The organism is Microcoleus sp. B3-D2 (assembly GCF_036705345.1).
Lineage (GTDB): Bacteria > Cyanobacteriota > Cyanobacteriia > Cyanobacteriales > Microcoleaceae > Microcoleus.
Genome location: NZ_JAUBUG010000014.1, coordinates 63106 through 90055, shown reverse-complemented (window position 1 = coordinate 90055; position 26950 = coordinate 63106). Strand labels below are relative to the sequence as shown.

The window sequence follows — 26950 nt, the reverse complement described above, 5'->3', positions numbered from 1 at the left end:
AAAAGACTGCGAACAACAAATAACAAAGTGTAGTGGAGGAGAGAACGTGAAACAGCATCTACGGTTAAGTGGAGGACTCTTATGCAGCGCTGCAGGAGTTCTGATCGCCCAAGCCCCCGTCTGGGCAGCGCCCACTCAAGTCACAGGAGTGCAAGTAAGTCAAGGCAATAATGGCGTAAATATTGTGCTGGCGACCGAAAAGGGCGATCGCCCGCAAGTTTTCGCCATCAATAACGGCAATACTTACCAAGCCACAATTGTTAACACCCAGCTTCGCTTGCCACAAGGCAACAGCTTCCGTCAAGATAACCCCGCTCCGGGAATTTCTTCAGTAGAAATCAGCCAGGTAGAGGCTAACAGCATCCGCGTTGTGGTAGCCGGCACCAACGGAGTTCCCAACGGACAAATTGTGCCGGGACAAGGCCAAAGCATCGTCCTCAGCGTTGCCGGACAGGGTGGTACAGCACAGTCTGCCCAAACAGCACCTCCGCCGCCTCCAGGGCTGCCACTGAGCCAAACAGCTCCCCCGCCGGCTCCCCAAGTCCGCACCTCGCAAAACCCAGGCGTGCTGCTGCCAAATCCCGAAGTTACTGTTACCAGGAACGATCGCCCGCCCCTCCCCAGCGAAATTCAATCCCAGAGCAATCAGGCAGCGCCTTTCCAGCCGCGGGCCGTGGCGCCGCCCTTGGGAGATATCGCGGTGTCTAACATCGCCCCCGGCGCTGGAAATATTGAACTGAGTTCGGGAGAACGCATCCCCCGCTTGGTGCTGCGGGATGCCCCAGTCCGGGACGTTTTGGCTCTGCTAGCCCGCGCTGCGGGTTTGAACATCGCTTTTACAGGCGGTGGGGCCCCTGGTCAACCGGGTCAGCCCGCAGTGCCTGGTCAGCCGGGAGCCTCTGGTTCAGATGAAGGACCGAAGATTTCTTTGGACATCGAAAATGAGTCGGTGCAAGATGTCTTTAATTACGTGCTGCGGCTCAGCGGACTGCAAGCTAACCGCCAGGGGCGGACGATTTTTGTAGGGACTAACTTGCCGATCGACTCGCGCAATATTATCATTCGGACTTTGCGGCTCAATCAAGTTCGGTCTACGGATGCGGCTAACTTTTTGAGCGCTCAAGGTGCGGAAAGTCAACTGCCGATTACTCGGGTGACTATTCAAAGTGTGGGCCAGGGAAATGCGGCGCGGGATGTGGAAATTAGGGAACCGGACATTAAGGCGATCGGCGCTACCCAAGGCACCGGGCCGCTCTTGCTGAGGGGACTGTCGGTGCTGGCGGATGCGAGGCTCAATTCCATCACTTTGGTGGGAGACCCGCGCAAAGTGGACATGGCTGTGGCTTTCTTGACACAGCTAGATTTGCGTCGCCGTCAAGTAGCTGTCAACGTCAAGGTGATCGATATCAACTTGTTGGGAAACAACCAAAGTAGCAGCAGTTTCTCTTTCGGAATTAATAACAATTTCTTCGTCAATGACAATGGGGCTGCAAGTCTCAATTTTGGTGGCATCAATCCGCCCAGTGGCCAGGATGTAAGTAGTGGCATAGCTAATCGGCCGATTATTGAGAACCGAGACATTCCCGAAGTATACAGGGACTCGCCTTTCTACGATGCGAACGGCCGGCGTATCGTGCCGTTTACAGGTCAAGGTCTCGAAGGCCCCGCCAAAGGTGTGTTCCTCCAGCCGACAGCCCCAGTTACTAATGACCCCACGCGACTTGGAATTACGGATTACGAACCAGGCTCGACGACTGGCTCAGGAAGTGCAACTTTCGGCCTGTTCCCGCTGTTCCAGTATCCGAGGAGGTTCCTGTCGGCGTTGCAGGCCACTATTCTGAGCCAGAATGCCAAAATCCTGACCGATCCGACTCTGGTGGTTCAAGAAGGAGAAACGGCGAATGTGAATATTACTGATGAGGTGATCACTAACATCACGTCCCAAACCCAGAGTACCGGAAATACAAGTACCCAAACGGTGACGGCCGTCAAGGACAGGGCGGGTTTGCAGTTGGGGGTGGCGATCGACCGGGTTGACGATAATGGCTTTGTCTCTCTGCGGGTGAACCCGATTATCAGGACACCCGGCGGCGTTCAAAACCTGGCCACAGGCCCGAACACCAATCAGATCAGGCTGCTGGGCGAGCGATCGTTGCAATCGGGGTTAATTCGCCTGCGGGACGGTCAGACTTTGATTGTTTCGGGGATTATCCGCGACGAAGAACGGATTACAGCGAACAAGATTCCGATTTTGGGAGATTTGCCGATTATCGGTTCGCTGTTCAGGCGCACCGATAAGACCAACCAGCGGGCGGAGTTGATTGTATTGCTGACTCCGCAGATTTTGGATGATAGCGATCGATCGAACTTTGGCTACCAAAACAGCATCAGTCCCGACGCGCGCCAACTGTTGCAGCGCAGTCAGCCAGTCCAGCCGAGACAGTAGGAAGTAAGGAAAAATTCCTTGCTGTCAACTTTCCACGCTCTTTACCCTGAGTCCGACAGTCCGAAAGGGGTTGAAACCCCTGCCTCACAGCTAAAGTCCTCTAAAAGAAGACTAAAAATTAGTATTTGAGTCGGTTTTAACCGACTTCAGCTATGAGACAGGGACTTCAGTCCCTGGCGGGTTTCGGGAGAATGAAACAGCCCTCCCCCACGGGAGAAAGAAAGAGGGGAAAGAAAGAAGGTAGAAGGAAAAAACTTTTCCTTTAGCCCTTGACAAATGACATTTTATTCCTTCTATTTCTCCTTTTTTTCTGCTCAGAAATCCACCGAGGCGAGAAATCTTGTCTCCAAGGTGGTATTTTTTTACCTAAATTTTGGGATTAATTAAAAAAATTGTCCAAATCCATATAAATTAAAGGTTCCACCGATCCATAACGGTCGGCAAGACTTTAGAATAATGCAGTGAAAATTAGATGCTGTGGGGTTTTCAGCAATTAGAAACAAAAATTCCTTTTCTGACCAATTACCCTAGGGTAATTGGTATTCAGCAGGAGTTGTGATTCGGGGAAGCGGACGGGAGCAATCGGGAACCACCCAAACCTCCCAAGCCACACCTCAATCCAGTTGATAACTCACGGCTAATAGTTGAACTAACTCTGTTTAACGTAATTTTGCAAATCCAGAAGGAGTTCGCAATGAACAAAGGTGAATTGGTTGATGCAGTCGCGGAAAAGGCTAGCGTGACGAAAAAACAGGCAGATGCTGTTTTGAGTGCCGCCCTTGAAGCAATCATGGAAGCTGTCTCCGATGGCGACAAAGTGACGCTGGTCGGTTTTGGCTCGTTTGAGTCGCGGGAACGCAAAGCCCGCGAGGGTCGCAATCCCAAAACTGGCGACAAGATGGAAATCCCGGCAACCAGAGTTCCTGCATTTTCCGCAGGGAAGTTGTTTAAGGACAGAGTTGCACCCCCGAAAAACGCGGAATAGCTGGCGAACTGAGTCTTGATTAGACCTGTACACGGTGGGAATTTAGCTTGGGCAGCCGCACTGGCAGGCTGCCCTGCCTCTGCTATTCTCGATTTTTCTGCGAGTATCAGTCCTTTGGGCCCTCCTGAGTCGGCCCTGGCTGCGATTCAAGCACACTTGAGCAGTCTGACGGCTTACCCCGATCCGGATTATGGGGAGCTCAGGACTGCTTTGGGTGAGGCTTTGAATGTTGACCGGGATTGGATTTTGCCGGGGAATGGTTCGGCGGAATTGTTGACTTGGGCGGCTTGGGATTTGTCGAAGCTGGAGGCGACTTATTTGGTGACTCCGGCTTTTGGCGATTACTCGCGGGCTCTTTCGGCTTTCGGCGCGCAGGTGCTGGAATGCCCTTTGGAACTCGAATCGTTGGACGCGGAGGCTGGAAGCCGGTTAGTAACGGATGATTTGTCGGTTTCTAACCGTTCCCTTGTCTCTCCTTCTCTCTGTCTCCCAGTTCCTCTTGCTATCGATGCCCATCGACGAGGTTTGCTGCTGAACAATCCGCACAATCCTACGGGTTTGCTGTTTGGTAGAGAGGCGATTTTGCCTTATGTGAAGCAGTTAGGTATGGTGGTGGTGGATGAGGCCTTTATGGACTTTCTACCGCCTTCTGAGCAGGAAACTTTGATCGATGCTGTTGAGGAGTTTCCGAATTTGGTGATTTTACGATCGCTCACTAAATTCTATTCTCTGCCGGGACTGCGCTTGGGCTGTGCGATCGCCCATCCCGATATTCTGCGCCGGTGGCAGTTGCAGCGCGATCCTTGGCCTGTGAATGCTTTGGCTGCTGCTGCTGCTGCTGCTGTGGTGCGAGATACTGTGTTTGAGCGGCAAACTTGGGATTGGCTGCCTGTTGCTCGCCGAGAGCTATTTGAGGGTTTGGCTAATTTACCGGGTTTGCAGCCTTTTGCAGGGGCGGCTAATTTCTTATTGGTTGAGTCGTCTATGTCGGTTTCTTCTATTCAAAAAAGTCTGTTGGAACGACACCGGATTTTGATTCGGGATTGTTTAAGTTTTCCTGAGTTGGGCGATCGATTTTTTCGGGTGGCTGTGCGCTCAAGGGCGGACAATCTGCAGCTAATTGCTGGACTTTCCGAAGTTATTCGTCAGTTGAGGGTTGTCAGTTGACTGTTGACTGTTAACAACCAATAAAAGTTGACAAACCGATTTTATTGGTCGTTTGAGCGGACATCCCCAAGAAACCCGGTTTCTCTGATAAATATTGGGTTTTGCAGCGAAGTATCTAGGAAGAAACCGGGTTTCTGACCGGGCGCGCGGATCGTCCTAAACTAATGACTAATGACTAATGACTACTGACTTTTTTATTTATGCTTGACTATGATTTAGTGATTATTGGTGGAACTCCGGCCGGACGTTATGCTGCTTTGACTGCAACTAATTTCCCGGCTCGCGTTGCTTTGGTGGAACCGCTAAGTAATTCGCAAGATTTGCCGACAAGGGGTAAAGAGTCGATCGACCTTGGTTTGAGATACAGCCAAACTTTGAGGGAGGCTGCTCGTTTTGCCCAGCAGATAACCCGCCAGCAGTTGGGGGTTCGCTGGGAAGTCGCTAACTCCTCTATGCCGATAAAATTGGGGTTTGACGGGGTTCTAAAGTGGGCCGAGGGTGTTGTTTCTAATTTGTCAGAAATTGATGATCTCGGCGTTTTGGCTGCTCGCGGGGTCGATGTTATTTTTGGCAGCGGCGAGTTTGTGGCGAAACCGGATTTGGCTTTTGTCGCGGGCGGTAGGAAATTGCGATCGCTCTGTTATTTGCTGGCTTGTCCTACTCTGCCGACGATTCCCAATATTGAAGGACTTTCATCTGCTGGCTTTTTTACTTCGGAAACTGTCGGGGAATTAGCAAAACTTCCACAGTTGCCTAAAAGTTTAGCTGTAATCGGCGCCGATCCCAGCGGTGTCGAAGTGGCTCAGACTTTTGCTCGGCTGGGGGTTGCTGTCACTTTGGTGGTGAAAAGTTCGCACATTTTGGCTAAAGAAGACCGGGAGGCTGCTGGGTTGGTTCAAGCTGCAATGGAAGCTGAAGGAGTGCGAATTCTGACTGCTACTGAGGTGACTCAAGCGAGGGTGATTGAGGGTAAAAAGTGGATTCAAGCTGGGCCAAGGGCGATCGAAGCTGAGGAGATTTTTCTAGCCGCGGGTAGAGGGCACGATTTTTCATCGTTAAATCTCGAAGCGGCTGGGGTTAAATTCAGCGCTCGGGGGGTGATTTTAAATGAAAAGCTGCAAACAACTAATCGCCGCATTTACGCGATCGGCGATGTTGCTGGGGGTTATCCGTTCCCTCACATCGCTAATTACGAAGCTGCGGTTGCTGTGAAAAATGCTTTGTTTTGGGCGCGGTTTCAAATAGATTATCGTGGGATTCCGTGGGCGATTTTTTCTGACCCGCAGTTGGCGAGGGTTGGCTTGACTGAAGCGCAAGCAAGGCGACGTTTTGGAGACGATCTCATTGTTTGTCGGGAATATTTCAAGAATGTTGAAAGAGCTCAAATGTCCGGGGATACAACTGGTTTTTGTAAGATTGTCGGGCGTCGCAACGGGGAGATTTTGGGAGCGAGTATTGTGGGGCCACAAGCTGCTGAGTTGATTCACGCGATCGCCCTGGCTGTGCGTCACGGGATGAAGGTTGAGGATCTCGCCCAACTTCCTTATATTTGGTCGAGTTTTTCGGCAATTAACGGTCAAACTGCTGCTGCTTGGGAGTCGCAGCGCTTGGGTCGCAATACTTTTATCCAGAATTTGTGGGAGAATTTGTTTCACTGGCGCCGGTATTGGAATAAGTAAAGAAATCAAATGCTTGTAGTAGGATTTTTTGAATTTTTTATGATTAGCGCAGAGTTAAAAAGTAACTTGCTAATAATCTCACTCAGCATTAAAATTGTGTGTCAATAAATAATCAAATCATAAGTGGGTAGTTGCTCCGACGCCGCCCGAAATATGCAATTTTAATGTACCACAACTTAACTAATAACTGATGACTACTCACTGATAACTAATGACTGCTGACTAATTATTGCTGGCGAGAGTGCAATGCTGGATTTGACGATCGCCGGTACAATGCGATCGCAAGCCATTCTCGCCCCAGAAAGGTTTCTTGCGACTGGCCCCACTTGCAGCGCTGCTAAACCACCGGTCAAAAATAATTCGCATCCGGGCCAACGCAGGTGTTTGTCTAAGACTGGCAAACCTTTAACTATTTCAATGGGATGCGTTTCTAGCATTTCTTTGAACATGGGCTCGGCTGCAATGTCTAGTTTGGTGCCGGTTGCTAGCCAAATTCGATCGACTAATAACGTCTCCCCACTGCTGCAATCAACAGTCCATCTGTTATTTTCCCACCGAACGCCAACAACTTCGCACTGTTCGTGAAATGTCAGTTTTTCGCTGCGAGAGAACCTCCGCAACTGTGTCATAATTTCCGGTGTCATCGAGCCGCCGTTGCGGGCTTGTTGAATGATTTCCCACCGCGAATGCCAATCTGGTTCGGCGGCGAATCCTTTGAGGTATTTTGGCCCCAACCAACCGGGTTCGGCATCAAATAGTTTTTCTTGGAAATAGCGCCTAGTCATTAACAGGACTTTTGCTCCTCTGACGGTTGCTCCTACTGCTAAATGTCCGCTGGTTAGTCCGCCGCCGACAATTAATATTTGTTCTCCTTGCAATTGCAAATTTCGCAAATCTATTTGATGGGAGTGGCGAATTCTTTCGGCGGGATGCTGTGTTTGAATTTGATTTGCCCACGCTGGTAAATGCGGTTTTCCACTTCCGGCGGCGACAATTACTCGGCGGGCGATCGCACTTTTTCCGTCTTCAAACCACAGGCGGAAACGGCCGGATTTCGGCTGAATGCGGGTAACTTTTGCTTTGATAACTCGATCGCCCAATTCCCACCTTTTTATTGTGTCCCCGCAAAATTCCTCAAATAACCGACTTCCAGGCAAATCGTAGGGGGGAAACAATTCGCAGGAGCGATTTTGGGCAAACCTCCGCAATTCGTAAGGGTTGGGATCTGGGTGGTGCACTGCGGGCGATCGCAAATGCCCAATTTCTAAAGCTGCAAATTGCCTCCGCCACTGGGTCAGCCATTCGCCGCTCGGATCGAATGCTAAAACTTTATCCCGTAGGTTGTTGCGTTTTTTCAAAATGTGTGGTATTACAGTCAGGGCGTGCGGCCCAGCGCCGATTACAGCTAAATCAATTTTGGGCGGCGTGGCTTCTGAGTTCGCTTGCATGAGAAGTGAAATTTGCGAATGATAACAATTCTCATTCTAGGTCGATCGAGCATCAAGTTTACGCCTTTCGAGAGCAAGGAGGATGGATGTTCCGCAGAAAGAGACAGGATACGCAAAAGCTCAGAAAGCGGTTTTCTGAGAGATTTCTGCCCATCCTGAGCGCACTGGGGCGCTCAGAAACCGAGTTTTTTAGCCCACCGGAATGAAAACCGATCTCGGAAAGCGTCGGGACGATCGTCGGTGGGCGTTACGATAAAAGTAAAAAAAACTTGTAAAAAAAACTTAGCCGACTGCCTGTGGCGCTGCCTCAATTGCCAGAGCCGGCAAGCATCGCTGACGGGCGCTAATCTCTGCTTGGAGTGCCTGATTGACTTGGGCTAGTTTCATTCTCCGCTTCGGAACTTTGGCATTTAATACCTGATTCACTTCTGAGAGTTGGGCAGCTTGTTGTTGCATCTGGACAAATAATTCAGCTTGCGAGCCGATGACTCCCAAGTGATCCGCAATCTTCTGGCGCACAAACTCGATTTCCTCTGCTTCCTGCTTTAAATGCAGAGTCGCCCCCATTGTAATGATGAGATTAAATTATGAGCTAAACTAGACATTAGATTGAATAGGCGATCGCATTCAAGTATCGGTTTCAAAAATACTCTTAAGTACCTGATTAGCCTCTTAAATTCCTCTTCTATCAACTGCTGTCGTTCAATCAGCCTTAGCCTTCTTCATTTTCTACTTAGTCTTAACTCAAGCATAAACAGCTCTTACATAAAATCTTTAAGTATTGTTTTCAACTCGCGCCTTGATAATTTAAGCCAAAAAGTATATTAAGAAAAATGTTATTCACCGAATACCACAGCAGAGCGAGCGAAAATAGTAGATAGTAACTCTCAGAAGCTTCTGGCTTGTCAGAAGTAGTAGGAATACGTAGATATGACTAATATCACAAAACTTTTCCTAGGATATCACATTAACGAGGAAATTTACGCAGGCAATCGAACTCTAGTTTATCGCGGCATTCGCTCTTCAAATGGGCAACCCGTCGCGATCAAACTGCTGCGAAATGAGTTTCCCAGCTTCAACGAACTCGTTCACTTCCGCAACCAATAAGTCATTGCTAAAAACTTAAATATCCCCGGCACTGTCAAGGTCTACAGCCTGGAGAGCTATCATAACCGCTATGCTCTGGTGATGGAAGACTTTGGCGGAATTTCCTTAAGTAGTTACCTCGCTAGTCTAGCAAAAGCTAGCAACGAAACCCTAGAAGGCTTGCCCGTTAACGACTTTCTTCCTATGGCGATTCAAATTGCCAACGCCCTGGACGGACTTCATCGCCACCACGTCATCCATAAAGACCTCAAGCCCGCCAATATTCTAATTAATGCCACCAGCAAAGAAGTGAAGGTGATTGACTTCAGCATCGCTTCCATGCTGCCGCGCGAAACCCAAGAAATTCAAAATCCCAACGTCCTTGAAGGCACTTTACCTTATATATCTCCCGAACAAACGGGGCGAATGAACCGAGGCATTGATTACCGCACAGATTTCTATTCGCTAGGAGTAACATTCTACGAATTACTAACAGGAAAGTTACCATTCCAAACGGATGACCCAATGGATTTGGTACACTGCCACCTCGCTAAGCAACCTATCCCAGCCTCAAGTGTCAACAAAAGCGTTCCATTGGTGCTGTCGGAGATTGTCAGCAAACTGATGGCGAAGAATGCTGAAGCTCGCTATCAAAGTGCACTAGGACTCAAGTTTGATTTGGAAACTTGTTTATCCCAGTGGCAAGAGACAGGGGCGCTGACTAACTTTACCATAGGGGAGCGAGATTTGTGCGATCGCTTTACTATCCCCGAAAAATTGTACGGTCGAGAAAGCGAAGTATTTTCGTTGCTAGCCGCCTTTGACCGGGTGAGTGCAGGTAGCACTGAAATGATGCTCGTTTCGGGTTTTTCTGGTATTGGTAAAACCGCTGTCGTCAACGAAGTTCACAAACCTATTGTCCGGCAGCGTGGCTACTTTATTAAAGGAAAATTTGACCAATTTCAACGCACCCTTCCCTTTACAGTATTTGTCCAAGCTTTTCGCGATTTAATGGGACAACTGCTATCGGAAACAGATGCGAAAGTTGAACAGTGGAAGGGGGAAATTTTGGCAGCTTTGGGCGAGAATGCTCAGGTAATCGTTGAAGTCATTCCTGAACTAGAACGTATTATCGGACAGCAAGCGCCAGTCCCCGAACTTTCTGGAAGTGCTGGTCAAAATCGCTTCAATTTGTTGTTTGAAAAATTCATTCAAGTCTTCACAACAAAAGACCATCCTTTAGTGATTTTCTTGGACGATTTGCAATGGGCAGACTCAGCATCGTTAAAATTAATTCAACTGCTGATGAGCGACGTTGATAACTGCTATCTCTTTTTAATTGGAGCTTATCGGGATAACGAAGTTTTTCCCTCACATCCATTGATGCTGACGTTAGCAGAGATTCAAAAAACTGAAGCCAAGGTGAATACTATTACCTTAGCACCACTTGATCGAGCCGATGTAAATTGTTTAGTTGCCAATACTCTAGCTTGTTCTACAGCGTTGGCTCAGCCTTTGACACAACTCGTTTATCAGAAAACGCAAGGCAATCCATTTTTCAGCACACAATTCCTCAAATCTTTGCATGAAGATGGGCTAATTGAATTTAATTTTGATCTTCGTTATTGGCAGTGCGATATTGCCCGAGTGCGAACTTTGGCACTAACAGATGATGTTGTAGAATTTATGGCAGTTCAGTTGCGAAAGTTGCCGGCCCAGACACAGGAAGTTTTAAAGTTAGCGGCTTGTATTGGCAATCAGTTCGATTTGGCGACGTTAGCAATTGTTGATGAAAATTCGCCAGAAGAAACCGCATCGGCTTTATGGAAGGCACTACAAGACGGCCTAATTTTACCCATTAGCGAAGTTTATAAGTTTTATCAAGCAGAGGGAAATAGCGAATCGGTAATCAGTAAGGGAAAGCAATCTGAGCAATTACTAATTACCCCGGATCAATTACCCAAATATAATTTTTTACACGATCGCGTCCAACAAGCTGCTTATTCTCTGATTCCAGAAGACCAAAAGCGATCGACTCATTTAAAAATCGGTCAACTGTTATTACAGAATACACCAGAAGCCGAGCGAGAAGAAAGAATTTTTGATATTGTCAACCACTTGAATGTGGGAGTTGAGCTAATTACTCAGGAAGCAGAACAAGAGCAATTAGCACAATTGAATCTGGTTGCTGGAAAGAAAGCGAAAGCTGCTACAGCCTATTCTGCTGCGGTTGAATATTTGAACGCGGGAAGGGAATTACTGACAGCAAATAGCTGGGAGAGTCAGTATAAACTAACTTTGACTCTGCATGAGGAAGCAGCAGAAGCGGCTTATCTGAACGGCGATTTTGAAGAAATGGAGATATTAGCTATAAGAGTGTTGGAAAAAGCTATATCGCTGCTGGACAAAGTGAGGGTGTACGAAGTGCAAATGCAAGCTTATATGGGGCAGAATAAGCTACAAGAAGCACTAGGTATGGGGCTCCAAGTGTTAAAGCTGCTCGGAATAGAGTTTCACAACTCGCCAAACCAATCTGATATCGGACACGCGCTGACCCAAACCACTTCAATTTTGAGCGGAAAGCAAATTGAGAATTTAATCGATCTCCCTCAAATGACAGATCCGCATCAGCTAGCAACTATGAGGATTCTGTCAACTCTATTTTCCTCTGCTTACATAGCGCTGCCGTCCCTAGTGCCTTTAGTAATTTGCAAACAGGTCGATTTATCTGTCTTATATGGCAATGCTTCTGTATCTCCCGCAGCTTATGCTCAGTATGCTTATCTGCTCTGTGCGATGGGAGATATAGATACAGGCTATCAGTTCGGTCAATTAGCTTTATCTTTGGTGTCGAAGTCAAATGCTAAAGCAATCGCTGCCAAGGCGCAGTACATAGTTGCTGGTGGCGTTCAACATTGGAAAGAACATCTCAAGAATACAGTAGAACTTTTGCTTTCAGCATACTTTATTGGCCTGGAAACCGGAGAGTTAGAATTTGCTGGCTATACTATTAGCGTATATATTAATCACTCGTATTTTAGTGGTAAGCCATTAACGCAATTGGAACGAAAAATGGCAACATACTGGGAAGCCGTGCTGAAAATTAAGCAAGAAACACCGCTTCATTTTGTAGAAGTATTTTGGCAAGCTGCCTTAAACATGATGGGACGGGTGGAAAATCCCTGTCAGTTAAAGGGTGAAGTTTACGACGAAGATAAAATGCTGCCACTACACCAGCAAACTAATAATGGAGTAGCACTTCATTACCTCTACTTGAACAAGATTGTACTTTGTTATTTATTTGAGCATTACTCGGAAGCACTGGAAAACATCGAGCGAGTAGAAAGTTATTTGGGTGCAGCTACAGGACAGATAACTTTTGCTATCTTCTATTTCTATGATTCTCTGGTGTGGCTGTCGGTATACTTGAATACTCCCTTTTCAGAGCAAAAGGAACTTCTTGACCGAGTACAAGCTAATCAAGAAAAAATGCAGAAATGGGCACATCATGCCCCCATGAATCATCTGCATAAATTCTATCTAGTGGAGGCTGAACGGCATCGGGTTTTAGGGAAAAAAATAGAGGCGATCGAGATGTACGACAAGGCTATTGCCCTCGCCAAAGAAAACGAATACATTAACGAAGAAGCACTAGCTCACGAACTCGCTGCCAAATTCTATTTGGAATGGGGGAAAGAAAAACTTGCCAAACCCTATTTAATTGATGCTTATTATGCCTACGCTCGTTGGGGAGCAAAAGCAAAGATTGACCATCTAGAACAGCGCTATCCCCAACTCATTGCTTCTATCCTGCAAAATGAGCGAACTTGCCAGAATCCCAGCGAAATGATTCACTCCTATAGCAAGAGTGAATGCTCCCTATCTAACAATAATAGAACACTTATCGGTAGCACCAGCAGTTCGGAGTTAGTAGATTTGCCGACAATTATCAAAGCTTCTCAAGCTCTTTCCAGTGAAATAGAATTAGAGCAATTGCTGACTACTTTAATGCAAGTAGTAGTTCAAAATGCCGGAGCACAAAGCGGAGCATTAATTTTGGATGAAGGTGGAAAGTGGAGAGTTGCCGTACACTGTACAAATCGCCAAAATTGTAATTTGGAATCACTTCTAGTTGAAGAAAGCAAAGCAATTCCTCTGAGCATAATTAACTACGTCAAACGTACAAAAGAAATTTTGGTATTCGATAGTGCCAGCACTCAAACCGCCTTCGCGGCAGATCCTTACATCATTGAGCAGCAACCCAAGAGCGTTTTATGCACTCCGATTCTCCATCATGGTAAAGTAATGGGCATTTTGTGTTTAGAGAATAATCTCACAACGGGGGCGTTTACGCGCGATCGCGTCGCCATCCTCAATATCCTGTGCTCGCAAGCAGCAATTTCCTTACAGAACGCCCGACTGTATCAGCAATCCCAGGAATATGCCCAAAAATTAGAGCAGTCTATCCACGATCTCAAACAGATGCAGTTGCAATTGGTACAGGGTGAGAAAATGTCTGCTCTCGGCAATTTAGTCGCAGGGGTAGCCCACGAAATTAACAATCCCGTAGGCTTTATCGCCGGCAACTTGCAACCCGCTCAAGAATACGTCGGGGATTTATTCAACTTGATTGATTTGTATCAAGAAAGATTTCCCAATCCGGGAGGGGAAATTGAAACAGAAATTGAGGATATAGACTTGGAGTATTTGCGAGAAGATTTGCCCAAATTGATTGGCTCGATGAAGGAGGGAGTTGAGCGCATTCGCAATATCAGTACGAGTTTGAGAACGTTTTCCAGGGCAGATAGCGATCGACCAGTTTCTTTCAATATTCACGATGGGATCGAAAGCACTCTGCTAATTCTCAAGCACCGTTTAAAAGCCAGCGAGTTCCGCCCTGCCATTGAAGTTGTGAAAGAGTATGGTAACTTGCCCCTAGTGAAATGCTTTCCCGGACAGTTAAACCAGGTATTTATGAACGTACTGGCAAATGCCATTGACGCTCTGGAGGAGTCAAATAAGGAGCGCACTTTTAAGGAAATTAAAGCCAGACCTAATCAAATAACGGTTGAAACTGCTCTGAGCGAATCCAAAAATCACGTTTTGATTCGCATTAAGGATAATGGAGTGGGGATGTCGAACGAAGTCCAGGAAAACATCTTTAACCACTTATTCACAACTAAGTCTGTGGGTCAAGGAACTGGATTAGGGTTGTCTATAGCCCACCAAATTGTTGTGGAAAAACATGGAGGTACATTAGTGGTGAATTCCTCCCTCGGTCAGGGTTCGGAGTTTGTGATTTCTATTCCGGTGTGAGCAGTTCGTAGTAGGTCTTTAGCGCAATTAGCAGCGCCGCCTCGCAATTATCAAGCCCCGTTATTAGAAGAAAGAGGGAAGGGAGAGCGGGGAACGAACAACAGGCTAAGGGTGCTTTTGCTAGGAACTAGCGACCTACGGACTAAGGAAAGAAAGAATCTAGACTAATTCCCCCATCCTCCGCCCGCATTTTATTCGTGATTGAGACAGCGGTTTGGAACCGCCCGCTTTACCAACACTCTTCCCTTTTTTTGTGCCCTGTTTTGAGTTAAGAGTTTCCTGGAGATTTTAAGCCTCTACCTTACCGAAATGAAAGCAGCTATCATGCTACTGAGATTGTGGAGTTAAATTTCATAATATGATAAGCCGCGCACCCTAGGTTAATAAGGTGCGCGCTTGACGCTTGACGCTGAGATGTACGGAGAGGGTGGGATTTGAACCCACGTTAGAGTTACCCCTAAAGTAGATTTCGAGTCTACCGCATTCAACCGCTCTGCCACCTCTCCAATTGATTTGAGATGTGAGCTAAAAGTATTTTACCGCACAGTGCGCCAGATTGTAAATCTTTATAAAAAAGAAGTTTGATTTTCTTCAGATTCCAAAGTGGTCTTAAATCCCCCTGCTGGAGTCCACTGGAGGGCTCCGTCGCGCCCTGTCCAGAATATCTGAGTTTTGCTTTGGCGCAGTTGGGCTGCGGTTTCTGGGTCGATTTCGTCAGCAGATGCGATCGCCACTTGCGGCCCCACTGCGCCCAATAACTCAGCCGTCAGGGCTTTTCCTGACCACCACAGCACTTGAGCCGGCTTCAAGGTTCCCGTTGCGACCAATTTTTTTTGCGCTTCCGGTGTCATTTCACCGAGGAGCAACCAAGTTCGATTTCCCACCAGGAATTCTACCACCGGAATCTCCGCATTCACCAACTGCAACCGCGTCGAACCCAGATCAACTGTACTGTTAGTTTCTAAAGGAAAGTAAACGCCAAGGCGAGATTGCACAGCCGTCATAAATTCCTGATTGTTGTCGCTGTGAATTTGTTTCGGAGCCTTATTATCATAAAATGTTTTAATTGGCAAGCGTTGTAGTAATTTTCCCCAACCGCTGCTCAAACCTAAATGACCGTGAGTGGCGATCGCAAAATTCACAGAATTAATTCCTTGCTGCTGCAAAAAAGGCAACACTGTAAACCTTACGGTATTTTCATCACCGCTATTAATTAGCGCCACTTTTCCCCTATCTTGAATTACTAAAACTGGCTCGCCAGATGTCGCCAGCAAAGTAACTTGAAATAAAGATGATTGAACCTGCCAAGCTGGCAAAACTATGATACTTATTCCCGCCACAAGCGCCAGCGGTAAAATCCAAGCCGATGAAAAAATCGGCAGCGAAATAACTCTACTTTTCCCCTTCTTTTTTCTTCCTTCTTCCTTCTTCCTTCTTCCCTCTTCCTTCTTCCTTCTTCCCTCTTCCTTCTTCCTTCTTTCCCCGATCCAAACCCAGCAAATTAAACTGTAAAGCGCTATTAGCTGAAACACCGATACTTGACCGACAGCTACCGAATTACCGGGTAATTGCGAGAAATATTGGGCGATCGCAATTAACCCCTTTGCCGGATAATCGAGCAGTTGCGCTAAAACACTGCCAGCCGGCGGAAAAATCAATCCAGCTAAAGCGCTAACCATCCCCCCAATACTCAAAATCCACAGCAAAGGAGCCGCAATAATATTAACTAAAATGCTGTAAGGTGATACCACACTAAAAACATAAAGTAACAGCGGCAGCACCCAAAGTGAAGCGGCAATCGGAACCACAACAATCGAAGCGATCGCGGGAGGCATCCAGTCCAACTTTGCCATCAGCGGCGGCGTTGTCACGATTAACCCCAAAGTTGCCAAAAAACTCAGTTGGAAACCTAAATCCCAAATCCACAAAGGGTTAACCAGCAGTAAAATAGTAGCAGCAATTAACAGCAATCCCAACGGCTTAACTTGGCGGCTCAGCACCAAAGCAAATAGTGTTCCAAATCCCATCAAAGCGGCGCGGCATACTGAAGGTTCAAAGCCAGTTAATCCCACGAGCAAAAATAAAGCACCGACGCCAAAGCTAAATTGTAATTGTTTGGAAAAACGCCTGGTTAAAGCTAGAACTAAAGCCAAAACCATCGAAACTTGAGTGCCGGAAGCTGCGATCGCGTGGGCCAATCCAGCCTGCACAAAATAGTCGCGGATATTGTAAGGTAAATCTACTGCTTGTTTGCCGAGGGCGATCGCACTGATCAGCGGCCCTTCGGGAACATTTAACTGCGATAGTTGCGATCGCACGATCCGTTGCCGCATCGCTTGAATTTTCGATGGCTGCATCCCGCTGGGCTCCAAGAAAGCAGCCGTTTGGCTGTTAACTCGATTTACATCCGCAATCGCCTTTTCTCTCGTCCAGTCAATTTGACGACCTTTGAGTCCGACAAAAGCCCCTTCTCTGGCTAAATATGCTTGAAAATCAAAAGCCCCTGGATTCGACGGTGGCTGCGGTTTATACAAGGAGCCCACAACTGCGATCGTATTGTCGGCGTACAAACCCGTTGCTTGCAGTAGGGGCACTGTAACGTAGAGTTTACCGGATACTGGGCGGTTGACGATTGCTCCTCCCACGCCGCCGTTGATTTCGCTAACTAAATCAGTTTCTAGCCAAAATTGCGATCGTCCCGATCGAGTCAATCGAGGCGTACTGACAACTTTACCGCGAACTGTCACTGCGACTTCTTGAGTGTTTCCTCCAGCCGGAATCAGTTTGCTGATGTCATCTATTGTCGGTTGGGGCGATCGAACTGCCAAATAAACACTAGCTAGAAATGCCAGCAAACCCGCAACTGCCCACACCCATTTCGCTCTCGGCAGCATCTCCAACAAACTCAATTCTTCCCTCGCATCTAAGGGTTCTTCAAGAGCATTTTCTTTTTGTCGGCTTCGTCTTTTCTTAGTAATTTTGACAGAAGTTTTAGTAAAATTTCGCAACAATTTCGGCAGGGCGATCGCCACCGCTATTCCCAAAGCAAGTATCGCGTATCTACCCCAAGGAACCGCTGTAGAAATCAATCCCAAAATGTATGCAAGACAGAAGATGACACCGGTTGCTTGATTCATTAATTAATTATCAATTTAGAGGGGGAATATTTCAGGGAAAACTATGCGGAACTTAGGCACTCCTTACCAAAGAAAGCGGGTTTTTCAACCGGGATAAATGGCTAAAAGCCGTGTATTTCGATAAAAAACCTGGTTTTTGGCTACCGATGCGTAAGTTATGGCAAAATTTCTTTCCTTACATTCTTTCCCTTCCCGTTCCCCTTCCTCTTCCTCTTCTAAATAGACAGCCCCAATTTTAAACCGAAAGCCGCGTGCAGCACCATAAGTGCAAGGGCTGTCGTGCCTAAATAAGCGTGAACCGCGCGCAGTGCCAGCTTATTACCCCCAAAACCCGTTAGCGAAATCAAGCTGCCAACAGCCAGCAAAACCAGCACTGCCGAACCCGTCCAAAAATGTGGACTTTCCATGACTGGCTGGTGCTGCATCACCAGCGACAGCAAGCCGCCTGTATAGCCCAAAGCTAGAAACAGAAACATCCACGGTGCAAGCTTGCGGTGATCCGAGCGACTTTTGAGTGCGACATCTTTATCGGTGGCCAAACGTCCCTGCCATCCCGTATACCCCACAAAACTGCCCATCGCCACCACCACGATCCCCATCATTACAGGGTGTCCCCAGTGGGTAATTGGTTCGGGAATTCCCAGACTGCGAAATTGACTGGCGATGGGTTCTAGTAGTTCGCTGAGATTGATCATTTGCTTGAGATTCCTAACTTGGCGATAAATATTTGAGGACTAATCATTAAAGTATTATAAAATTAGTTTAGCAAGCGCGAGCGTGCACTTCAGAGAGCCGTTTAACCTAACCGCCAAACATTGGCCAGAAGCTTAGATCTACGCAAAACTTAGCCGGCTGAAGCCGGCTGTGAGATTTTTACAGCAATGATGCTGTTTCAAGTTAATTGTTAGCTTTATCGGCTAAATCGAAATGCTAAAATAAATGCAATTCGCCCGCACGTCACACCCCGTGGGCTGCCTTTTGCCCAATCTTCACAGCCTCATCCTCACTCTGGATGTTAAATTTTACCTGTCTGCTCAAAGTTAATTTCAATTCCTTGACTTTTCAATGGCAAAGTGAGAAATTAACATCGCAGCCGACGATCACTCACACTTCTACATTTTGCTAATCGTTCTCAAGGGAGAATCAACTACTGAAAAAAAACTAGAGGTTCCAAGTTTGAGACTTCTGGCATAAAGTATGCCGTCTGCCCAGGCTCACTTCGATCGACTGAGCGCTAAACCGTCTGAAGGTACCCTGATAGCACCCTTGTCTGTTGAGCAGCCATCGCTGTGCACCTAAATGAACCCTCTCAACTAACTCGCTGGGGATTCGGTTTTAGCAGACAAGCAGCCACTTTCGTTGTCGCCTTCCTCGGAACCGTGCAATCGCTACACTCACTGAGCCGTCGCTAAAGTAGCTTCCGAAGGTTGGATTTGATACTTTACGAGATTTGCCAGTTCTTGTAACTGATTAATCGCTTCTGCACCTTCTAGTTTCATGAGTTCGCGGTCGTCCCGCATCTCAGTCCAAGTGATACCGTAATCTGATACTAAGAATCGAATCAGATGGTTGTCCGTCAAACTGACCATAAATGAGGCACTGTTCATCTGACCCCCGCAAGTGTAGCAGGATGCCAGATAACCCCGATGCTCTAGCACGATCGCTAAAGCTTGGAGGTTCATTACCAGATCTTGAACGAATTTACGGTGTTGTTCTGCAAGTCTCAGAAACACAGTTCTCCTCCTATCACCACACCGTGTATTTTACATCCCATTTAATAATTTCTTAATAAATGGGTATTTAGGTGCTGGTTCAGTATACGTTTAGTATGCTCAAAAAAAATCGGATTAGCGACCTCTTCAGCCTACCTATACTAGATTAACCGAGTTGTGGTCGAAACGAAGTATCAGCAGCGACATTCAGCCAAAACAGGCTCTCGCGGGGGACTCCAGCCGGAAAATTTGCCTGCTGTCAGGGCTGATTCAGCCGTCGGAGAACCCAAAGATACAAATAACTAATGATAGTGATGAAATTAGTTAAGCATAAGAGTTCAATCGCCTTGGGGATACTCGTCCCAAAGCGTCGTCGTCTGCCGCAAGCTCCGAAAATCGCCATTCCCCAAAATCAAGTGATCCAGCAGCGGAATCGACAAAAACTGCGCTCCCGCCAGCAACTGTCGCGTCAAAGCAATATCCTCCGGGCTTGGCTCCACAATCCCCGAGGGGTGATTGTGCGAGATAATCGCCCGCGTCGCCCCCTGGCGGATCACCTCGCGAAAAATATCCCGTGGGTGAGCCAAAGTTTCCGTTGCTGTGCCGATCGTAATTACCTGAGTACCCAGCAGCCGATTTTTCACATCCAGCAGCACTACAGCAAAACGTTCCTGAGACTGCCACATCAAATCCTGACTCAGGGCGTCCGCCGCCGCTTGGGGAGAGTCAACCACAGCCATTTCCGGTGGTCGCGACTGAAACACCCGCTTCCCCAACTCCACCGCAGCCAAAATCGAAGTTGCCTTGGCAGGGCCAATCCCGTGAATCTGCGTCAACTCCTGAACGCTAATAGTGCGTAGCACAGCCAGAGGATCGCGGTGGTGCAAACTCAACTGATTTAAAATATACTGTCCGAGCCCGACGGCGGAAAGTTTGCCTTGTCCCTGACCAGTACCCAGGAGAATCGCAATCAATTCTGCAGTCGCCAAACTTTTCGGGCCACCCGCCATCAACCGTTCCCGTGGTCGTTCACTCGTTGGCAAATCGACAATTCTCAAGCTGTAAGTCATAGCTGCACCCGCACCGCAAGCTCAACAATTAAACAATTTTAGCCGATCGATTTGCGTTCTTCAATTCGTACAATCACCCAAAAAAGCCTCGATCTTTAACCGAGGCTGTTGGCAGAGTAAATCTAACCTAGCGTTTCGCAAGCGATCGAGTCTCGATCTCGATCGAGCTTAAACGGATCGCCCGGATATGCCTCTAACACTCGCTGCGCTTCGGCTTGACTCCCAAAGTCAGAACAGTCGCAATCCGAGTTAACGCAACTCGGAAAATCGGCACTTTTAACCTTCTGTGTAGAAGACTCATAAATAACTTTCTTGGTATCTTCCTTTGGCTGCTTTGCATCAATAGCAATCTCTGCGGTTCGCTCAACAGATTTGACTGAAGATGGCAATTTGCGATCGGACTCTGGTTTGGCAAGTGCAGGTGCAGGAGCAGAAATGGCAGGTTTCGGTGTTGGTAATAGCGTTTTCACAGTCTCCGGCTTGGGTGTCGGCACTGCCGAAAGCAGTGACGGCTTAGCGGTTTGAGGTGATTCTAGCCGATCGCTTGGGGCCGTAAGCGCCACTGAAACTTCCTGAGACGGAGGGGGTGCGGTGACGCCAACAAGCACAAACGAAGCCGCCATCAACCCGCCGTACATCGCGATCGATCGCTTGCGGGTTGGTGCGCCCACCCATTTCGGATTAACAATACCCAGAAACAAGGCAGGGATAGACAAGAGAAAGCTTAAGACGAAAAAATTAAACATAGCGATTTTTAGCAGTAAAAAAGAGAAGTCATCCAGGACGCAGAAACCGGGTTTCTTTTACCCAAATCCGAGGTGAAGCACGAAGGATATCTGTTTAAACCACCTGAGTTCTTTAATCCCTGTGCGTAAGTCCTGAGAAGTTAACTTGCTTATTTATCTACCGATCAACTCAAAAATCCCTATGATTTACCAAAAACTTGGGTTTAAAGCCCCGTCCTTATAGGACGGCTTTGTGTTAGACTTTTAACGTAGCGAGTTCTCACGTAAGATGTTCGTTTTAGAATTCAAGGCTAAAGGCAAACCAAATCAGTACGCAGCAATAGACGAGGCAATCAGAACTGCTCAATTCGTTCGGAATAAGTGCATCCGATTTTGGCTCGACAACCGAGGAGTAGGGCAAAAAGACTTGTACCGTCATAGCACTGCGCTCAGAGAAGAGTTTGCCTTTGTCAAAGACTTGAATTCTAGTGCTTGCCAAGCTTCTGTGGAAAGGGCTTATTCTGCGATTGCTCGGTTCTACGACAACTGCAAGAAAGCCGTTCCCGGAAAGAAAGGTTATCCGACTTTCAAGAAAAACAGTCGGTCTGTTGAGTACAAAGTCAGCGGTTGGAAACTTTCAGAAACTCGGAAGCAAATCACATTCACTGACAAAAAGGGAATTGGCAAGCTCAAACTAAAAGGGACGTGGGATCTTAACTTCTACCAAATCGATCAGATCAAGCGAGTTCGCTTAATATGTCGCGCTGACGGCTACTACGTTCAGTTTGCAATCAGTGCTGATAACAATGTAGATACAACGCCAGCAGGTAAAACAGTTGGATTGGACGTGGGCTTGAAAGAGTTTTATACAGACTCCGATGGTCACACTGAACCAAATCCCAAGTTTTATCGAACAAGCGAGAAACGGTTGAAGTTTCGGCAACGCCGTGTTTCTCGCAAAAAGAAAGGCTCTACCAACCGAAAGAAAGCAATTAATCGATTAGGTCGAGTACACCTCAAAATAAGCAGGCAACGTGAAGAACACGCTAAGAGACTGGCGCGTTGCGTAACCCAATCTAACGATTTGGTCGCCTACGAAGATTTGAGGGTTAAGAATCTTGCAAAGAATCACTGTCTGGCTAAATCTATTAACGATGCTGGTTGGTATCAATTCAGGAAGTGGTTGGAATATTTTGGAGTAAAGTTTGGCAGGGTAACGGTTGCTGTCAATCCTGCTTATACTTCGCAGAAATGTTCTAACTGCGCTGCAATCGTCAAAAAATCCCTATCCGTAAGAACTCACGCTTGTGAATGCGGATTTGTTATGGATAGGGATTGGAACGCCGCGATTAACATTCTGAAATTAGCCTTGAGTACGGTAGGGCATACCGGAACTTGGGTCTTAGACCCGAACGCTGTGGGAGATTCGACCACTACTTTGGCTGGAGAAATCCTGTCTGAGCAAGTTGAGTCTGTGAACAAAGAATCCCCTCGCCTTTAGGCAGGGGAGTGTCAAGAAGTAAACTAGAACGTTGGACACCAGACCCTAGTGCAACCCAGTTTCTGAGTCAGTCCTGAACGCACTCAAAGACGCAAAAACCCGATTTCTGCGCCAATATTTATTCAAAAAGCGAGGAGTTGTGGAAAAAACCTGTTTTTTTGCATAACTCCTGTTAGGGTATTTCTCCTTACTAAAGCCCCGATTTTTCCCTACAGTTCGCGATCGCACTCCGACGCCTATAAACCGGGGTTTTTAATTGCAGTAAATGAGTAGAACCAAGTATTTTTCTTAAAAAACTACGTTTCTGGCCCCAACCGGCCGTAAGTCCTGGTAAAATTTCTTGTAATGCTGCCAAAAAAGTGAAATGCATACCCAGCTACCTTCAGCGCAAAGGTGCGCTTACCCTAAATTCTAGCGATTCAGTTGAGGCCAGCAGCCCCGATGAAACTGGTTGTGGCGCCTTGGGTGCTGTAACCCCAAGCAAAACGAACGAAACTGCCATCAAGCCGCCGTACAAGGCACTCGATCGCTTGCGAGTTGCCAGTCCCACCCATTGAGGATTTAGCAGACCCAGACAAAAAGCCGGTGTGGAAAACATGAAAGTTAATACAAACAAGCTGGACATCACGCACCTCCGACTACCGAATTGCAGCGATTAATTACTTTTCTCTCCAATTAATAGCTCACCAATCCGCTTAAAAAAGTGGTAATTTAGGATTTATAACTTGAGAATTATTCATGTTTATCAAACAATAATAATTTTTTTTAAATCTCTTACTTTAGGTAGTGGTAAAAAAATAAGAGCTTTCTAAAGAGTTCAAAAATTTAGCTTAAAATAGAAACTAAATTCCTTACTCAAAATATGAAAGTCCGCTTTAATGTAGTGCGCCAAAATCAAAACGAGGCTCCCCGGGTTCACACTTACACCCTAGATGTGGAAGAGAGCAATACCATCCTAGACTGCCTCAACAGTATTAAGTGGGAACACGACGGCACTTTAGCTTTTCGCAAAAATTGTCGCAATACAATTTGCGGCAGTTGTTCTATGCGAATTAACGGTCGCTCAGCATTAGCTTGCAAAGAAAATGTAGCCAGCGAACTCGCAAGACTGCAAAAAATAGCCGATTCCAGCTCAGCAGAAATACCTACCGATTTCATCCCAGAAATCACCGTCGCCCCAATGGGAAATATGCCGGTTATTAAAGATTTGGTTGTTGACATGACCAGTTTTTGGGACAACCTAGAAGCAGTTGAACCCTATGTCAGCACCGCCTCGCGAGCAATTCCAGAACGCGAATTTCTGCAAACACCAGAAGAGCGATCGAAACTCGACCAAACCGGCAACTGCATCCTCTGCGGCGCGTGCTATTCTGAGTGCAACGCCCGCGAAGTCAACCCGGAATTTGTCGGCCCCCACGCCCTCGCCAAAGCTTACCGCACGATCGCCGACTCCCGCGACAGCGAAACGGAAAATCGGCTCGAAAAATACAACGAAGGCACCGCAGGCGTCTGGGGATGCACCCGCTGTTACTACTGCAACTCGGTTTGCCCGATGGAAGTGGCGCCGATGGATCAAATTGGTAAGATTAAACAAGAGATTCTCGATCGCAAAGACGACCAAGCCAGTCGATCGATCCGCCACCGCAAAGTTTTAATCGATCTCGTCAAAGAAGGTGGCTGGATAGACGAGCGCAAATTTGGGATCGAAGTAGTAGGAAACTACTTCCGCGACGTTAAAGGTTTGCTGAGTCTGGGCCCGTTGGGTTTGAGAATGATCGCTCGGGGCAAGTTCCCGCTGTTTTTTGAGCCTTCTGAAGGTACCGAAACCGTGCGAAATCTGATCGAATCGGTTCAAAGTTTAGAAAAGTCAGCAGATTAGCCATGGGCTGTCATTTTCCTGGTAAATTACAAGTTGTGCGATCCCCAAGCTTCCGAAAATTCATCACTCAAAACTCAAAACTCAAAACTTTTAAATGACTGCTCAAACTCCTCCCTCCCCAAAACCGACAACCTCAAATACCCCAAAACCAGAACCAGCCTTTGGGTGGAATGCCTATGCAGAACAAATCAACGGACGATTTGCGATGGTGGGATTTGTGGGACTTTTGCTGCTAGAATTCTTCACCCGCCAGGATTTTTTTACCTGGCTGGGGCTGCGTTAAATTAATCAAAATCAATTAAAAATGGAAGCTGAAAAAATATCTATATTTCAGCTTCCATTCTATTTTTAAGATTTATTGGAAATACTGATTATAAAATAATAAGTGCAAGACTCTAACATTTATAGTTGCAGAGAAACATATGAATTTACCAAAGTGGATAGTAGTTGCTTGTAGTGCGATCGTCCTTGAATTATAGGGACACGGCAATGCCGTGCCCTGACTCCTAAGTTTCGTTCAAACTAATTTCCAGTTGTTTCGCGGACGGTCAAACTGTACTTGCCTCTACCTTTTGGAGGCGGATCGTAAGCATTGACAATGACGCGGTAGCGACCGTTCGCAGACAAGGTAACAGTAAGCTCAGAATTGGAATTCTGCTGCGTCGCATCATCATTTTCTGCAAGTAACTCGCCCTGGGAGTTGAAAATAGCGAGATAAGTATCAAACTCGGTACTTTCTACGGTAACAACCACTTTCTGACCCTGAGTGCCTTCAAAGGTATACTCGTCGTACAAACTGCTGTCCGAGGGCAGTACAGAAGACTTAGCCGGGGTGAGTTCTCCGTTTTGCTCTAAAATGACCTTAGATGAACCCGCATCAGGACTCGACCGAGGTTCTACAGTTGGACTCTGAGTTGGCGAACTCTGTGGTGATGGCGAGGGGTTGGGGCTGGCTTGAGCTAAAACCGCCTTTTCAGCAGGCTTTGCATCAGTTAAATTTTGAGGAAGTTTTGCTGAAAGGAGGGTGGAACTACTGTTAGCAACTCCACCTAAAGTTGAAACTGGTAGGGAGACAGTCGGCTTACCAGAAAAAGTAGCTAGTAGAGCAATTGGCGCGATCGCCCAAAATCTAACTTGACGCATGAATTACCTCGGTTTGCAACGAAGAAGGAAGTTCGGCAACGGATTCTGTAACGGATTTAACGGATGGAAGAAGGAAGTTCGGCAACGAGCACTGTACAAGATTTAATGGATGGACGGAAGCAGGAAGCAGAATAATTCGACCAATTACCAATTCCCGATTACCCATTACCTTTTTCCCCATTTTCATCGGACAGTTAGAGTGTAACGACCCCGGCCAGAAGCATCGTAAGCATTGACAATTACGCGATAGCGACCCGTAGCGGGCAAAGTAACGGTCAGAAACGCATTTTTAGTCGAATCGCTCCCATCGTCATTTTCTGCCACTAATCGACCGTTAGGGCCAAAGATAGCCACATAGGGATCGAAATCTGTACTTTCGAGGGAAATGGTTACAGACTGACCCGATCGACCTTCAAAAGTATACTCGCGATACAGACTGTTGTCAGAGGGCAATACTGGGCCGCCTGCGACTAAAGCGCCTTCTTCTTGTAAAATCGCCCGAGAAGGCGCGGTAGGAGCACTCGCTTTCAGTTCTAACGTATAAGCCCCTGACTGCTTAGCTTGGTAGGAATTTGCCACTAACGTGTAAGTCCCGTCTGCAGGCAGCCTGACTGTAATTCTGGCGTCTTTACGGCCTGCCCCGTCATCGTCTTGCGCGATTTCGCGCTGGTTGGGCCCGAGCAAAATTAAATAAGGGTCAATTTCTTGACTTTTCATTTCTATTGTGATTTGCTGGCCCGCTTTTCCCTCAAATGAGTAGAGGTCAAAAAAGCTGTTGTCGGTGGGCAGAACGCTAGACTTGTCCGTGAGGATGCCGCTGACGGCGGGCCCGTTTAACGCAACTTTTTGAGGTGATTTGTTGCCGCCAAAGGGCGATCGGGCTTGAGCCGCGCGGGGAGCTCGCCCTTCTCGTACCGCTGTCAGGAAAGCGGGTATTTTGTCTGCTGAAATTGCAAAACCGATACCGATACTGCCACCGCCCCGACCGCGAGTAAAAATAGAAGTATTGACGCCGATTAATTCTCCTGAACTGTTGAGCAAGGGCCCTCCAGAATTGCCGGGATTGATGGCGGCGTCGGTTTGAATTAAGCCCCGCTGCTGGTCGATGCGGCTGACGATTCCGACTGTAAAAGTACCTTGAAATTGACCGAACGGATTGCCGATCGCAAATGCTTGTTGCCCGACTTTCACCGAACCGGGACGGGCTAAAGGAATGGTGGGCAAATTGTTTTGACCGCGAATCTTCACCACGGCTAAGTCTAGACCGTCTTCGCCGAATCCGATGACATCGGCGACAAGTTTTCTGCCGTCTGACAAAATGATATTGACGGTACCGCCTGCCGAAACAACGTGGGCGTTAGTTAACACCATGCCGTCGGGGCTGATAATTGTGCCGCTGCCGTTAGATTTATCTGTATCGACGGTAACAACCGCCGGACTAGCCTTTTCGTAGACTCGAATATTGGTTTGTTCTTCGAGATTTTGGGCGATCGCACCCTGGGAATGCACCGAGTTAAATTCCGTTAAATCTGTTGATTGCCGCACAGGGGATGTCGTAACAACCGCAGTAGCGCTGGTTGCAACCCCAACCGTTAAAATTCCCGATACTGCTAAAGTTAGAAGTTTGAAATTCATGGCGATCGATTATTATTTAGC

17 protein-coding genes, 1 tRNA gene and 1 pseudogene are annotated in these 26950 nt (G+C 47.2%); 8 read left to right on the top strand and 11 right to left on the bottom strand.

The features are described from left to right. Positions 1-46 precede the first annotated feature (46 nt). From QUB14_RS08150 to QUB14_RS08135, 4 genes are all read left to right on the top strand, one after another. A complete protein-coding gene (locus QUB14_RS08150; protein WP_333216348.1) occupies positions 47-2446 on the top strand; it encodes an AMIN domain-containing protein in 2400 nt (799 codons plus the stop codon). Between the two features lie 676 nt (positions 2447-3122). Then, positions 3123-3431: an HU family DNA-binding protein gene (locus QUB14_RS08145; protein ID WP_278187376.1), complete on the top strand. Its 309-nt coding sequence runs from the start codon at positions 3123-3125 to the stop codon at positions 3429-3431. A 15-nt stretch (positions 3432-3446) separates the two neighbouring features. Beyond that, a complete protein-coding gene (gene cobD / locus QUB14_RS08140) occupies positions 3447-4598 on the top strand; it encodes a threonine-phosphate decarboxylase CobD (protein WP_333216350.1) in 1152 nt (383 codons plus the stop codon). A 200-nt stretch (positions 4599-4798) separates the two neighbouring features. Beyond that, complete coding sequence (locus QUB14_RS08135; protein ID WP_333216352.1) at positions 4799-6277, top strand: NAD(P)/FAD-dependent oxidoreductase; 1479 nt, start codon at positions 4799-4801, stop codon at positions 6275-6277. 194 nt (positions 6278-6471) lie between these two features. On the opposite strand, the gene QUB14_RS08130 is transcribed toward QUB14_RS08135, so the two are convergent. After that, positions 6472-7725: an FAD/NAD(P)-binding protein gene (locus tag QUB14_RS08130; protein WP_333216353.1), complete on the bottom strand. Its 1254-nt coding sequence runs from the start codon at positions 7723-7725 to the stop codon at positions 6472-6474. A gap of 282 nt (positions 7726-8007) precedes the next feature. Beyond that, entirely contained in the window at positions 8008-8292 is a 285-nt protein-coding gene (locus QUB14_RS08125) for a hypothetical protein (protein ID WP_333216355.1), read from the bottom strand. Positions 8293-8655: 363 nt separating this feature from the next. On the opposite strand from QUB14_RS08125, the pseudogene QUB14_RS08120 reads away from it, so the two are divergent. Continuing rightward, positions 8656-14127: pseudogene (locus QUB14_RS08120) on the top strand (trifunctional serine/threonine-protein kinase/ATP-binding protein/sensor histidine kinase). A 419-nt stretch (positions 14128-14546) separates the two neighbouring features. On the opposite strand, the gene QUB14_RS08115 reads toward QUB14_RS08120, so the two are convergent. The 6 genes from QUB14_RS08115 to QUB14_RS08090 form a co-directional block, all read right to left on the bottom strand. Further along, a tRNA-Ser gene (locus QUB14_RS08115) sits at positions 14547-14633 on the bottom strand. A gap of 60 nt (positions 14634-14693) precedes the next feature. Next, a complete protein-coding gene (locus tag QUB14_RS08110; RefSeq protein WP_333216357.1) occupies positions 14694-17264 on the bottom strand; it encodes a ComEC/Rec2 family competence protein in 2571 nt (856 codons plus the stop codon). Positions 17265-17479: 215 nt separating this feature from the next. After that, entirely contained in the window at positions 17480-17959 is a 480-nt protein-coding gene (locus QUB14_RS08105) for a DUF4079 domain-containing protein (RefSeq protein ID WP_006634842.1), read from the bottom strand. 699 nt (positions 17960-18658) lie between these two features. Continuing rightward, positions 18659-18997: a DUF1815 family protein gene (locus QUB14_RS08100; RefSeq protein ID WP_015176985.1), complete on the bottom strand. Its 339-nt coding sequence runs from the start codon at positions 18995-18997 to the stop codon at positions 18659-18661. 317 nt (positions 18998-19314) lie between these two features. Beyond that, complete coding sequence (gene radC, locus QUB14_RS08095) at positions 19315-20046, bottom strand: RadC family protein (RefSeq protein WP_006634845.1); 732 nt, start codon at positions 20044-20046, stop codon at positions 19315-19317. Between the two features lie 122 nt (positions 20047-20168). Then, positions 20169-20792, bottom strand: a complete 624-nt coding sequence (locus QUB14_RS08090; RefSeq protein ID WP_333216361.1) for a hypothetical protein — start codon at positions 20790-20792, stop codon at positions 20169-20171. 268 nt (positions 20793-21060) lie between these two features. Here QUB14_RS08090 and QUB14_RS08085 point away from each other — a divergent pair, with 268 nt between their 5' ends. Then, a complete protein-coding gene (locus QUB14_RS08085) occupies positions 21061-22272 on the top strand; it encodes a transposase (protein WP_333216363.1) in 1212 nt (403 codons plus the stop codon). Positions 22273-22654: 382 nt separating this feature from the next. Here QUB14_RS08085 and QUB14_RS08080 read toward each other — a convergent pair whose 3' ends face one another. Next, on the bottom strand, positions 22655-22897 hold the full coding sequence (locus QUB14_RS08080) for a hypothetical protein (protein ID WP_190736146.1): 243 nt from the start codon (positions 22895-22897) through the stop codon (positions 22655-22657). Positions 22898-23134: 237 nt separating this feature from the next. Here QUB14_RS08080 and QUB14_RS08075 point away from each other — a divergent pair, with 237 nt between their 5' ends. Beyond that, on the top strand, positions 23135-24151 hold the full coding sequence (locus QUB14_RS08075; protein WP_190655734.1) for a succinate dehydrogenase/fumarate reductase iron-sulfur subunit: 1017 nt from the start codon (positions 23135-23137) through the stop codon (positions 24149-24151). A 94-nt stretch (positions 24152-24245) separates the two neighbouring features. After that, positions 24246-24434 carry a chlorophyll a/b-binding protein gene (locus QUB14_RS08070; RefSeq protein WP_190655732.1) on the top strand — a complete coding sequence of 63 codons (189 nt, stop codon included), beginning with the start codon at positions 24246-24248 and terminating at the stop codon, positions 24432-24434. Between the two features lie 239 nt (positions 24435-24673). Here QUB14_RS08070 and QUB14_RS08065 read toward each other — a convergent pair whose 3' ends face one another. Further along, positions 24674-25294 (bottom strand): pre-peptidase C-terminal domain-containing protein, encoded by a 621-nt coding sequence (locus QUB14_RS08065; protein WP_190655730.1) that lies wholly within the window; start codon positions 25292-25294, stop codon positions 24674-24676. Between the two features lie 183 nt (positions 25295-25477). Continuing rightward, positions 25478-26929: a trypsin-like peptidase domain-containing protein gene (locus tag QUB14_RS08060; protein ID WP_333216367.1), complete on the bottom strand. Its 1452-nt coding sequence runs from the start codon at positions 26927-26929 to the stop codon at positions 25478-25480. Positions 26930-26950 lie beyond the last annotated feature (21 nt).